This window comes from Dinoroseobacter sp. S76, from assembly GCF_049801095.1.
Lineage (GTDB): Bacteria > Pseudomonadota > Alphaproteobacteria > Rhodobacterales > Rhodobacteraceae > Dinoroseobacter.
In genome coordinates, this window is sequence record NZ_JBNAGH010000004.1 from 84416 (window position 1) to 96111 (window position 11696).

At 63.6% G+C, this 11696-nt stretch carries 15 protein-coding genes; all 15 read right to left on the reverse strand.

The genetic code is table 11. From position 1 onward, the window contains the following. Window positions 1-29: 29 nt before the first annotated feature. From nuoG to ACP153_RS13615, 15 genes are read right to left on the reverse strand one after another with little or no spacing between them, the layout of a single operon-like run. A complete protein-coding gene (gene nuoG / locus ACP153_RS13545) occupies window positions 30-2048 on the reverse strand; it encodes an NADH-quinone oxidoreductase subunit NuoG (RefSeq protein ID WP_424971537.1) in 2019 nt (672 codons plus the stop codon). Between the two features lie 3 nt (window positions 2049-2051). Further along, window positions 2052-2555, reverse strand: coding sequence for a DUF3291 domain-containing protein (locus tag ACP153_RS13550; protein ID WP_424971538.1), 504 nt, complete (start codon window positions 2553-2555; stop codon window positions 2052-2054). Continuing rightward, window positions 2552-3013 (reverse strand): DUF5333 family protein, encoded by a 462-nt coding sequence (locus tag ACP153_RS13555; RefSeq protein ID WP_424971539.1) that lies wholly within the window; start codon window positions 3011-3013, stop codon window positions 2552-2554. Before ACP153_RS13555 ends, ACP153_RS13550 begins: the two co-directional genes overlap by 4 nt. After that, on the reverse strand, window positions 3010-3408 hold the full coding sequence (locus ACP153_RS13560; RefSeq protein ID WP_424971540.1) for a DUF5333 family protein: 399 nt from the start codon (window positions 3406-3408) through the stop codon (window positions 3010-3012). Before ACP153_RS13560 ends, ACP153_RS13555 begins: the two co-directional genes overlap by 4 nt. A gap of 2 nt (window positions 3409-3410) precedes the next feature. Next, a complete protein-coding gene (locus tag ACP153_RS13565; protein ID WP_424971541.1) occupies window positions 3411-3806 on the reverse strand; it encodes a hypothetical protein in 396 nt (131 codons plus the stop codon). Window positions 3807-3810: 4 nt separating this feature from the next. Further along, window positions 3811-5112 carry an NADH-quinone oxidoreductase subunit NuoF gene (gene nuoF / locus ACP153_RS13570; RefSeq protein WP_424971542.1) on the reverse strand — a complete coding sequence of 434 codons (1302 nt, stop codon included), beginning with the start codon at window positions 5110-5112 and terminating at the stop codon, window positions 3811-3813. Between the two features lie 3 nt (window positions 5113-5115). Then, complete coding sequence (locus ACP153_RS13575; protein WP_424966668.1) at window positions 5116-5346, reverse strand: DUF5337 family protein; 231 nt, start codon at window positions 5344-5346, stop codon at window positions 5116-5118. Further along, window positions 5343-6050, reverse strand: a complete 708-nt coding sequence (locus ACP153_RS13580; protein WP_424971543.1) for an endonuclease — start codon at window positions 6048-6050, stop codon at window positions 5343-5345. Before ACP153_RS13580 ends, ACP153_RS13575 begins: the two co-directional genes overlap by 4 nt. Before the next feature lie 31 nt (window positions 6051-6081). Then, a complete protein-coding gene (locus tag ACP153_RS13585) occupies window positions 6082-7278 on the reverse strand; it encodes an NADH-quinone oxidoreductase subunit E (protein WP_424971544.1) in 1197 nt (398 codons plus the stop codon). Beyond that, complete coding sequence (locus tag ACP153_RS13590; protein ID WP_424971545.1) at window positions 7278-7544, reverse strand: hypothetical protein; 267 nt, start codon at window positions 7542-7544, stop codon at window positions 7278-7280. Before ACP153_RS13590 ends, ACP153_RS13585 begins: the two co-directional genes overlap by 1 nt. Further along, the gene (locus ACP153_RS13595) at window positions 7544-8755 is read right to left on the reverse strand and encodes an NADH-quinone oxidoreductase subunit D (RefSeq protein ID WP_424971800.1); all 1212 of its coding nucleotides are present in this window, start codon (window positions 8753-8755) and stop codon (window positions 7544-7546) included. The genes ACP153_RS13590 and ACP153_RS13595 overlap by 1 nt, the downstream gene beginning before the upstream one ends. A gap of 7 nt (window positions 8756-8762) precedes the next feature. After that, window positions 8763-9641, reverse strand: a complete 879-nt coding sequence (locus ACP153_RS13600; RefSeq protein WP_424971546.1) for a sulfotransferase family protein — start codon at window positions 9639-9641, stop codon at window positions 8763-8765. A 3-nt stretch (window positions 9642-9644) separates the two neighbouring features. Further along, window positions 9645-10253, reverse strand: coding sequence for an NADH-quinone oxidoreductase subunit C (locus tag ACP153_RS13605; RefSeq protein WP_424971547.1), 609 nt, complete (start codon window positions 10251-10253; stop codon window positions 9645-9647). 18 nt (window positions 10254-10271) lie between these two features. Continuing rightward, a complete protein-coding gene (locus ACP153_RS13610; protein WP_424971548.1) occupies window positions 10272-10805 on the reverse strand; it encodes a NuoB/complex I 20 kDa subunit family protein in 534 nt (177 codons plus the stop codon). Next, window positions 10796-11161 (reverse strand): NADH-quinone oxidoreductase subunit A, encoded by a 366-nt coding sequence (locus ACP153_RS13615; RefSeq protein ID WP_424971549.1) that lies wholly within the window; start codon window positions 11159-11161, stop codon window positions 10796-10798. Before ACP153_RS13615 ends, ACP153_RS13610 begins: the two co-directional genes overlap by 10 nt. Window positions 11162-11696 lie beyond the last annotated feature (535 nt).

The following is an 11696-nucleotide window of genomic DNA, read 5'->3' on the forward strand; positions in this document are numbered from 1 at the left end:
GTGGCCGGGCCCGGGCCCGGCCAACGCCCTTATTCTGCGGCCATCGGGGCCTCGGCGCGGGCCTTGGCCATGGCCGTCAACTCGCCCATCAGAGCGCTGGCGCGCGCGATCGGGTTCGTCAGATAGAAGTCGCGGATTGCGTTGCGGAAATCGGCCTTGCCGAGCGTGCCCGTGGGCAGCGCCTCCCAGGTGTTCTCCGGCACGTCGTCGATCTGCGCCAGATGCGGCACCTCGGCCACCAGCGCCTTGCGGAGTTGCGCGAGACTGTCGAAGGGAAGGGTCGCGCCCATCTCTGCCGACAGAGCCCGCAGGATCGCCCAGTTCTCCTTCGCCTCACCCGGCGCGAAATTCGCACGCAAGGCCAGCTGCGGGCGGCCTTCGGTGTTCACGAAGAGCCCCTGCTCCTCGGTATAGGCCGCGCCCGGCAGGATGAGATCCGCGCGATGCGCTCCGCGATCCCCATGGCTACCTTGGTAGATCACGAAGGCCCCCGGTGCGATCTCGACCTCATCGGCGCCGAGATTGTAGATCACTTCGGCCTCGGACACGGCCTCCATGCCACGCTCATTGGTGCAGCCCGCATCCAGCGCGCCAACCCGGCCCGCCGCTGTGTGCAGCACGAGAAGCTTAGAGTTCGACGCTTCGGCAAAGGCCATGGCATGGCCGAGTACGGCCGCGCCATCGGCCTCGTTCAGAGCGCCCTGCCCGACGATGACGATGGTGTTCTTCTCGCGGGTCTCGCCGGAAGCGCCCTTTTTGACGGCCTCGGCCAACGCGCCGCGATCCGTGCCCATGTGGACATAATCATATGTCAGATCAACGGCTTCACCGATCAGACCCACATCGGCCCCTGCGGCCCAGGCCTTGCGGATTCGGGCGTTCAGCACCGGCGCTTCGACCCGCGGGTTGGTGCCGACGAGAAGGATCATGTCCGCCGTGTCGATCGCTTCTACCGTCGCGGTCCCGACATAACCCGACCGGTTGCCCGCGGGCAGCTTGGCCCCGTCGGTCCGGCATTCCATGACGCCACCCTGCCCCTCGACAAGTTGCTTGAGCGCGTAAGCCGCCTCGACCGAGGCCAGATCACCCACGAGCCCGGCAAGCTTCTTGCCCTTCATGGCCGCCGCCGCCGCGGACAGAGCTTCGGGCCAGCTCGCCCGGCGCAGCTTGCCGTTCTCACGGATATAGGGCGTGTCGAGACGCTGACGGCGCAGCCCGTCCCAGATGAAGCGCGTCTTGTCGGAGATCCACTCTTCATTCACGCCATCATGGTTGCGCGGCATGATCCGCATCACTTCGCGGCCCTTGGTGTCCACGCGGATGTTCGAGCCGAGCGCGTCCATCACGTCGATGGTCTCGGTCTTGGTCAGCTCCCACGGGCGCGCCGTGAAGGCATAGGGCTTCGAGGTCAGCGCGCCCACCGGGCACAAGTCGATGATATTGCCCTGCAAATTGCTGTCGAGCGTCTGGTTGAGATAGCTCGTGATCTCCGCATCCTCGCCGCGACCGGTCTGGCCCATCTGGGTGATACCGGCCACTTCGGTCGTGAAACGCACACAGCGCGTGCAAGAGATGCAGCGTGTCATCGCCGTGCCCACGAGCGGGCCGAGATCCAGATCATCCACCGCGCGCTTGGCCTCGCGGAAACGGCTGAAATCCACGCCATAGGCCATGGCTTGATCCTGCAGGTCGCATTCGCCACCCTGATCACAAATCGGGCAATCGAGCGGGTGGTTGATGAGCAGGAACTCCATCACCCCTTCGCGCGCCTTCTTGACCATGGGCGAGTTCGTCTTGACCACCGGCGGCTGGCCTTCGGGCCCTGGACGCAGATCCTTGACCTGCATCGCGCAGGAGGCCGCAGGCTTGGGCGGGCCGCCCACAACTTCGACCAGACACATCCGGCAATTGCCTGCGATGGTCAGCCGCTCGTGATAGCAAAAGCGCGGGATCTCGATCCCCGCCTCTTCACAGGCCTGGATCAGGGTCATCGCCCCATCCACTTCCACTTCGATCCCGTCGATCACGATCTTGCGCAGGTCAGACATGGGTTACTCCGCCGCTACGGGCGCGCAAGCGTGGGTCTGCCACATGCGCGCCTCTTTGAGGTAAGACCAGCCAAAGGCCTGGTCGCTGTCTCCGTGGGTTTTGAGATGGTCGAGCCGCTCCAGAGCCTCGTCCAGGCTCGGGCGATGACCTTCCGGCACCCACCACATTGCGAAATGCATCTCGCCGAGGGTTTCGAACCACTCGGTGCGCTTTTCGTAAAACTGCTTGTGGATCGTGCCCCAAACGAAGCGTTCGAGGCTTTCCACATCCTCCCAGACGGTCAGGTTCGGGACAAAGCGCGGGTCGCCGCCGATCTTGGCTTCCGTATTGCCCGTGCCCGGCGCGCCCGAGCCCTCCATCATCCACACAAAGCCCGGCATCCGTTTGCCCAGCCCATTGACCCGGTCGAGATTGGCCATGAACTCGGCCACGCGCGGATCATCCGTGTCGGTCTTCAGCCGACCAACATTGACCTGCGCCAGGTGATATCCCGCAGGCCCGGTCATGATGCGGCCCTGTCATCGATGAGGAGCGCGCCAAGTGCGGTACCTTGCGCGATCTGGCGGCGCCCCATGCTGCAGGACTGGTTCCGGGAGGTCATGCCCATGCCCCGGTACTTTTGCTGGACCCGTTCGACGACCCGGGCATCAATTGCCTCGTTCACGTCCTCCGGAAGATCCTCGAGCACATCACTGGGGAACCCGTCCTGTTCCAGCTGCTCGTAGGTTTCGAAATACTTTGAGACATCGACCGGGGCGTTGAAGGACAGGGTGCTGCACTGCTCTGCCATGAACTGAGCCATGCTCCGGGCCGCAAAGGCATCGATGGCATAGTCGGGAAGCGCTTGGGCGATCTCTTCGGTCGGGACCGTCTGCGGCACGCCCAAAGCCTGCCCGAGCTCGGAATTGTCACATGCGGCGAGCGCCAGCACGGCGCAGACCCCAAGGAGCGGAGCACGGATCATTGCACGCTCTCCTCAGAAATCAGCAATCTGCCGATCAGGGTCTCTTCATCCATTTCCGTCTGTCCGGCGGCACAAACCTCTGCCTGCGGAGCCCCTTCGATCGGGTGCTTGACGAGGAAATCCTGCTGCATGCTGGCGAAGATCGGGGTCGGGTCGATCATCTGATCGAACGGCTCATCCGTGTCGAACCCGTCTTCGCCCAGCCGTGCCTCGAGCATTTCAAGCTGGCTTTGTACCGCAAAGAAATTCAGCCCCAGCGCCTGACACCCTTGCGCCAATGCCTCGGCCATGGTCACCGCGAAAATCGTATTGGTGTAGTAGCTGGGCGCGGTGCGCAACTCTTGCGCGAAGGCCGGCCCGGCCAGAACGAGCGATATGAGGGCGCCGCGGATCACCCCTACTGCACCGCAATCAACTGACCCAGCGGGTCATTCGTGCCGGCAACTTTCGAGGCATAGGCGCAAAGAGCCGCGCTATCACCAACGGTCACACCGCGTTCTGTCAAAAGCGCATCACGCGCTGCGTGGATCGAGGTCCGATCGCCATAAAAAGCAACCGACCGGATCTTTTGGGTGCTCAATCCTGTCTGCGCGGCTTCGAAATCCGCTGCGCTGATGATGAAGGACTCGTCAACCTCCAGGCCCGGTCCAACGCCGGGGCATGTGTTCATCATCTCCGCGGCCGTGGCAATCCGCGCCACGGATGGTGCGTAGGCACTATCAAGCGACAGAGACGGAGTACCGCATCCAGCCAGCAAGACGCATCCGCCGAGAAATGCAAGACAACGCTTCATGGCGTCACTCCGCCGCCATCGCTGCGCTGACACGCCCGGATTTCTGGGCCTTGATGCGATCCTCGATCTCGTCGCGGAAATTGCGGATGAGGCCCTGGATCGGCCAGGCTGCCGCGTCACCCAGGGCACAGATCGTGTGACCTTCCACCTGCTTGGTGACGTCAAAGAGCATGTCGATCTCCTCGACCTCGGCCTCGCCGCGCACCAGACGGTCCATGACGCGCATCATCCAGCCCGTGCCTTCGCGGCAGGGCGTGCACTGGCCGCAGCTTTCATGCTTGTAGAACTTGGACAGACGCCAGATCGCCTTGATGATATCCGTGTCCTTGTCCATCACGATCACCGCCGCCGTGCCGAGGCCGGAGCCGAGCTCGCCGCGCAGATAGTCGAAATCCATGATCGCGTCGCGCATGTTCTCGCCGCGTACGCAGGGCACCGAGGACCCGCCCGGGATCACCGCCTTGAGGTTGTCCCAACCGCCGCGAATGCCGCCGCAATGCTTGTCGATCAGCTCCTCGAAGGAGATGCTCATGGCCTCCTCGACGACGCAGGGGTTGTTCACATGACCCGAGATCGCGAAGAGCTTGGTGCCCGCATTGTTCGGACGACCGAACTGCGCGAACCAGTCCGCGCCCCGGCGCAGAATGGTCGGCACCACCGCGATGGATTCCACGTTGTTCACCGTGGTCGGGCAGCCATAGAGGCCCGCACCCGCCGGGAAAGGCGGTTTCATGCGGGGCATGCCCTTCTTGCCTTCGAGGCTCTCGATCAGGGCCGTTTCCTCGCCGCAGATATAGGCCCCGGCCCCATGGGCGAGGTAGAGGTCGAAATCCCAGCCGGAACCGGCAGCGTTCTTGCCCAGCAGGCCTGCATCATAGGCCTCGTCGATCGCAGCCTGCAGCGCCTCGCGCTCGCGGATATACTCGCCTCGGATATAGATATAGGAGGCATGCGCCCCCATGGCGAAGCTCGCGATCAGGCAGCCTTCGATCAGGGTATGGGGATCATGGCGCATGATCTCCCGGTCCTTGCAGGTGCCGGGCTCGGACTCGTCCGCATTCACCACCAGGTAATGGGGACGCCCGTCATTGCCCTTGGGCATGAAGGACCATTTCAGACCGGTCGGGAAGCCCGCGCCGCCGCGACCGCGCAGCCCGCTATCCTTCATGATCTTGATGATCTCATCCCGACCCAGCTGCACCAGCTTGTCCGTCCCGTCCCAATGCCCGCGCTTGCGGGCACCGGCCAGAGTGCGGTCATGCATTCCGTAGATATTGGTAAAGATCCGGTCCTGATCTTGCAGCATCTGTCACTCCTTCGCCTGGCGCGACCGCCAGAGCCTGAACCCCACCACCAGCGCCCAGAAGAACGCTGCCAGTGCGGCAAAATCGAATAGGAAGACAAACCGGACCGGCAGGCCCAATTCCCTTCCCGCAAAGTTCGCCCCGATCCACAGCACCATCGTGGCGGCGACCACGATGGCGGCGGTGCGGGCCTGCATGACGCGGGCCTGCTCTTCGGGATCCGGGCGTTGGGTCATGTGTCGTACACGTCGCCCTCATCGACCCGTTTGGAAAACTCGGTCTCGCCGCCACCGGCGAGCAGTTTGGCCTGGGCCACCCACTCATCCCGGGACGCGCGGCCCTTGAAGCCTTCGAGGTTCTCATCCACCCAGGCCAACTCGGCCTCGGTCCAGGCCGCAACCTGGTCGAAATGGTAAAACCCCATGGAATTCAGCACGCCTTCGAGCTTGGGCCCCACGCCCTTGATCTTTTTCAGATCATCCGCCCCGCCATCACGCGCCGCACTCAGGGTCGCGGGCTTGTCCGCAGTTGCCGGGGTCGCGTCAGACGCGCCGTTGGAATAGGTCCAGGTTCCCTTGCGGCTGGCCAGCTCGGCCTCGCCCGCGAGCGGGGTCGACGGTTTGACAACACCGGTCGCCATGGCAGGCACGGTCGGTGCCGGAGCCGCGCTCGGCGTCGGCGCACCGCCTTGCACCCGGGCGCGCGCTTCGGCCATCTCAGCCTGCAGCGCCTCCACCCGGCCTTGCGGGCGTCCGCCCTGACCGCAGACCATAATGCTGAGAGCGCCGCCCACGATGAGCCAGGCAACCACGCCCATGAATGCGCCTTGCAGGAATGACCAGCCCACAACCATCAGCCCAGCCGCCGTCAGCGCCCCGAGAAGGACGCCAATCATCCAGCAAATGATGGTGCAGGTCATGTCTTTGTTTTGTGTTGTCATTCCAGTTCTCCCCCTGTTTCAGAGCCGTTCGTTAGTAAACGTCCCCTTTTGTAACGCGGGAAGAAAATTCTGTCTCGCCTCCTGATGCGAGCGTTTTGGCCTGGGCCACCCACTCATCCCGGGAGGCGCGTCCTTTGAACCCTTCGAGGTTGTCATCCACCCAGGCCAGTTCCGCCGCCGTCCAGGCTGCGATCTGGTCGAAATGGTAGATCCCCATGGTGTTCAGCATGGTCTCGAGCTTGGGCCCGACGCCCTTGATCTTCTTGAGATCATCGGCCCCGCTATCGCGGGCCGCTGCGAGCATCGCGGGCTTCGCAGGTTCCGCCGCGGGCGCCGTGTAGGTCCAGGTGCCCTTGCGCGTAGCAAGCTCCGCCGTGCCGGGCAAGGCCGCGCTCGGTTTGACCTTGGCGTCTTCCGTCGGCGCGGCGGCCGCAGGGGCTGCCGCAGCAGGGGCCGCCTCAGGTGCCGGCGCTTCGACCGGTGCTGCGCCCGTATTCGCAGGCTTGGGCAGTTCGGCGTCCTTGCCGAGCCAGGGCGCGGTCAGCGGCACCTCGGTCCCGTCGATGCGCTTGATTGTATCGCCCAGATCCACCGCCAGACGGGCGGAGGCGTTATAGGCATCCTTGCCCGCTTCATATTCGGTCAGGCTGGTCAGCCCGCCCGCAGGCTCCGACGTATAGCGGCCGTTCTGCGGACCCGGCACGGGCACCTCACCGGCGGCCATCTTGTCCAGAAGCGCCGAAAAGCTCTCCACCGTGAGGTCCTCGTAGTAATCCTTGCCGATCTGAGCCATGGGCGCGTTCGCACAGGAGCCGAGACACTCGACCTCTTCCCAGCTGAACTTGCCATCAGCGCTCAGCTGGTGGGCCTTGGGCGCAATCTTGTCCTTGCAGACCGCGACCAGATCCTCCGCCCCGCAGATCATGCAGGAGGTCGTTCCGCAAATCTGGATATGCGCAATAGATCCAACCGGTTGCAGTTGAAACATGAAGTAGAACGTCGCCACTTCGAGCGCCCGAATATAGGCCATGCCCAGCATCTCGGCCACATATTCGATGGCCGGGCGGGTCAGCCACCCCTCCTGCTCCTGCGCGCGCCACAGGATCGGAATGATCGCCGAGGCCTGACGCCCCTCGGGATACTTGGTCATCTGCGTCAGCGCCCAGGCCTCGTTCTCGGGCGTGAAGGCAAAGCTTGCGGGTTGGTCAGCGTGAAGACGACGCAGCATCAGATCGTTTCCCTCAGTGGCGCAACCTGTTCGAGGATCAGCAGAAGCTGCTCCAGCAGTTGCGGCAAATACGTCTCGACAAAGCTGCGCAGGGTGGCGCGCAGCCAGATGGCCAAAGCGGCCAGGTAAGCCGCCATGAGCAGCCCAAACGCGATCAGTCCGGCCAGCACCCCGGCCAGGGAAGAGCCCGTGGCCTTCCCGGTTCCGGCGCTCAGCCAGAAGGACAGCACGAAGACTGCCCCGAACCCGATCGCGATGAGCGTCATCAGCGGTCGATCTCCCCGAACACCACATCCATGGTGCCGATGATCGCGGCGACATCCGCCAGCTGGTGGCCCTTGGCCACGTGATCCATCGATTGCAGATGCAGATATCCCGGCGCGCGGATCTTGGCGCGGTAGGGTTTGTTGGTGCCGTCGGACTTCAGATAGACGCCGAACTCGCCCTTGGGCGCCTCGACGGCGGCATAGACCTCGCCCTCGGGCACGTGGAAGCCTTCGGTATAGAGCTTGAAGTGGTGGATCAGGCTCTCCATCGAGGTTTTCATGTCGCCGCGCTTGGGCGGGGTCAGCTTGCCGCGCGCGAGCACATCGCCGGGGCAGTCCCGCAGCTTGGCAATTGCCTGCTGGATGATCGAGAGGCTCTCGCGCATCTCCTGCATCCGGCAGAGATAGCGATCATAGCAATCGCCGTTCTTGCCCACGGGGATCTTGAAGTCGAATTCGTCATAGCACTCGTAGGGCTGCGCGCGGCGCAGATCCCAGGCGAGGCCCGAGCCGCGCACCATCACGCCGGAATAGCCCCATTCGAGGATCTCTTCCTCGGTGACCACGCCGATATCGCAGTTCCGCTGCTTGAAGATCCGGTTCTCGGTCAGCAGCCCGTCAATATCGTCGAGCACGGCGGGGAACTCATGGCTCCAGGTCTCGATATCGTCCAGCAGTTCCGGCGGCAGGTCCTGATGCACGCCACCGGGCCGGAAATAGGCCGCGTGGAGACGCGCGCCGCAGGCCCGCTCGTAAAAGACCATGAGCTTTTCACGCTCCTCAAAACCCCAGAGCGGCGGCGTCAGCGCGCCCACATCCATGGCCTGGGTCGTGACGTTCAGCAGATGGTTCAGGATCCGCCCGATCTCGGAATAGAGCACCCGGATCAGCGAGCCGCGCCGGGGCACTTCCGTGCCGGTCAGCTTCTCGATCGCGAGGCACCAGGCATGCTCCTGGTTCATCGGGGCCACATAGTCGAGCCGGTCGAAATAGGGCAGGTTCTGCAGGTAGGTCCGGCTCTCCATGAGCTTTTCCGTCCCGCGATGCAACAACCCGATATGGGGGTCGCAGCGCTCAACAATCTCGCCATCCAGTTCCAGCACCAGACGCAGCACGCCGTGGGCGGCCGGGTGCTGGGGCCCGAAATTGATGTTGAAATTGCGGATCTTCTGCTCGCCGGTGAGGGCGTCGTCGAAATTCGTGCCGTCCATCATGGTCTCAAACTCCAACTTCTGCCGCGTGCCAGCCCGCAGGAATGCGGCCCATCAGGCGGTGTACATGGTCATATTGCGGGGCCAGCGCCTTGGCGGCCTGAGCGCGGCGGCCCGGGTCCATGGCGATCTGCGCGCTCTGGTGGACGCGGGTGTCCAAGGGCGCTGCGCGGTCCTTGATGCCGAGAAAGGCGCAGAGGCGCGACACGGTCTCGGTCCGAAAAAGCTCTTCGTAGAAGCCCAGGAAGCGGTCGCCCTCGGGGATCGCGGCGCGGATCCGGCTCAGCGGGCCTTCGTAGTCGCAGCGTTCGGCCAGCGCGCGTTCCTCACCGCGGGTCCAGCGGTCGAAGATCCAGTTGGCGCGGTCGGCGATCTCCGTCTCGGAGCCACCCTTCCAGCCCGCCATCATGCGGATATTGGACCAGAGCCGATCAATCGGGTCACGCAGCAGATAGATGAACTTGGTTACGGGGCCGAGCCCGGCCATCTTCCGCAGACGCTCCTCGCTCAGCAGCGCATAGGCCGGGGTGATATCGCCCACCACCTTGGCGCCCTTGCGGCCCTTTTTGAGGAAGCTGACATAGGCCCCGGGCCGTTCGACCCCCTGCCCCAAGAGACCCAGATAGCGGTCGATCTCCGCCACTTCGAAGCGCAGCTTCTCCCGGGCATCGCCCTCGGTCTGGCGCATCTTGGCGCGCAGATACGTGCGCTTCTCACAGAGCCCGTCGATCTGCTCCATCACCTGCCCGCGATCCAGCGCGTCGAAGTAATGCAGCTCCTTATGGGTCCAGAGATGCACCTCCGGGTGGCGATCCAGGTAGTACTGGAGCCAGCTCGTGCCCGCCTTCGTGGCACCGATCCCGAAAAGGAGCGTGACGTCGGCCATGGCTCAGCCCTTGGCCTCCTCTTTCTCGTCTCCTGGCAGGATGTACTCCGCGCCCTCCCAGGGGGACATGAAGTCAAACTGCCGGTATTCCTGCACGAGCTTCACCGGCTCATAGACGACGCGCTTCTTCTCGTCGTCATAGCGGACCTCGGTATAGCCCGTGGTCGGGAAGTCCTTGCGCAGCGGGTAGCCGCGGAAGCCGTAATCCGTGAGGATCCGGCGCAGGTCCGGATGGCCCGAGAACAAGATCCCGAACATGTCAAACACCTCGCGCTCGAACCAGTTGGCCGAGGGATGTTCGGAAATGATCGAGGGCACGATGTCGTCATCCCGCACCGGCACCCGCAGGCGGATCCGGTGGTTCTGATACATCGAGAGGAAATGATAGATCACATCGAAGCGCTGCGCCCGTTCCGGGTAGTCCACCGCCGTGATGTCGATCAGGGTAGAGAACTTGCAGGTTGCGTCGGTCTTGAGGAACGCCACAAGGTCAACGATGGATTGCGGCGTGGCCACAACGGTCAGCTCATCATGGGCGATCTCGGTCGAGATCACGCAATCCGGGCGCTTGAGCTCGATATGGGCGGCCAGTTCCTGAAGGGCTGCGGTCATTGGTGTCTCTCCTGCGCCTCAGCGCACAATTGTGCCCGTCCGGCGGATCTTGCGTTGCAGCTGCAACAGGCCATAGAGCAGCGCCTCGGCCGTGGGTGGGCAGCCGGGAACATAGATATCCACGGGCACCACGCGGTCACAGCCGCGCACCACGGAATAGCTGTAATGGTAGTAGCCACCGCCATTGGCGCAGGACCCCATGGAGATCACGTAACGCGGCTCCGGCATCTGGTCGTAGACCTTGCGCAGGGCGGGCGCCATCTTGTTGGTCAGCGTGCCGGCCACGATCATCACATCGGACTGGCGTGGGGAGGCACGAGGCGCGATCCCGAACCGCTCCGCATCGTAGCGCGGCATGGAGGTGTGCATCATCTCGACCGCGCAGCAGGCCAGACCAAAGGTCATCCAGTGCAGCGAGCCCGTGCGGGCCCAGTTGATGATGTCCTCGGTCGAGGTCAGCAGAAAGCCCTTGTCCTGCAACTCGGCATTGATGAGCTGTGTCGCGTGTTCCTTGTCCGGACCCGCGTCATAGGCGGCGGTGCTCACTCCCATTCGAGGGCTCCTTTTTTCCACTCATAGGCGAACCCGATGGTCAGGATCGCGAGGAAGATCATCATGCTCCAGAAGCCCACGAGCCCCACATCCTTGAAGGCAACCGCCCAGGGGAAGAGGAACGCGACCTCGAGGTCGAAGATGATGAAGAGAATCGATACCAGGTAGAAGCGGACATCGAACTTCATCCGGGCGTCATCGAAGGCGTTGAAGCCGCACTCATAGGCCGAGACTTTTTCCGGATCCGGGTTGCGCACCGCGAGGATCACCGCTGCGAGGATCAGCACCAGGCCGAGGCCAATGGCAATGCCCAAAAATACAAGGATCGGAAGGTATTCTCGAAGCAATTCTTCCACGTGGGGCTCCTTCCTGCGTGGTACCGGGGACCAGCTCAGCGCGGTCCCGATAGTGTCGGTCCGGTCGTGGCGGGTCTACCGGTGCATACAAAGGTGGTCAACCAAGCCGCCTGCGGCAAACACGCCCCAACGCGCGCAGTGTACGCGTGTCCCGAGCCGCTGCCAGAGGCGGTGTGACGCAGGGCGCGGCTCTCACCGGATTTCCCGTATGGCGAGCATAGCATTTATCCGCATTTTGAATACAACTTTTGTGAGAACCGGTCTGGAGCACCCTCCCCGGCCTCTGGGTCTCCGGTGAGCGCCTGAGGAGCGTATGGAGACTGGCATTGCCAAGGCGACCATGGGGCGGCTGTTGGGCACTCAGAAGCTGCGGCAGAGGCTAAAAGGGGCGGAGCGGGGTGCTGTCAGCAACCTCCCTCAGTGCGCATCGACCTTTCGGACCGAAGGTCACGGCTTTGATCGCGGCAACGCGGGGTGCGAGTTCGGCCCAGGCATTGAGGGAGGATACCTCCGCGCTGCTGCGAGGCGGAGCTGG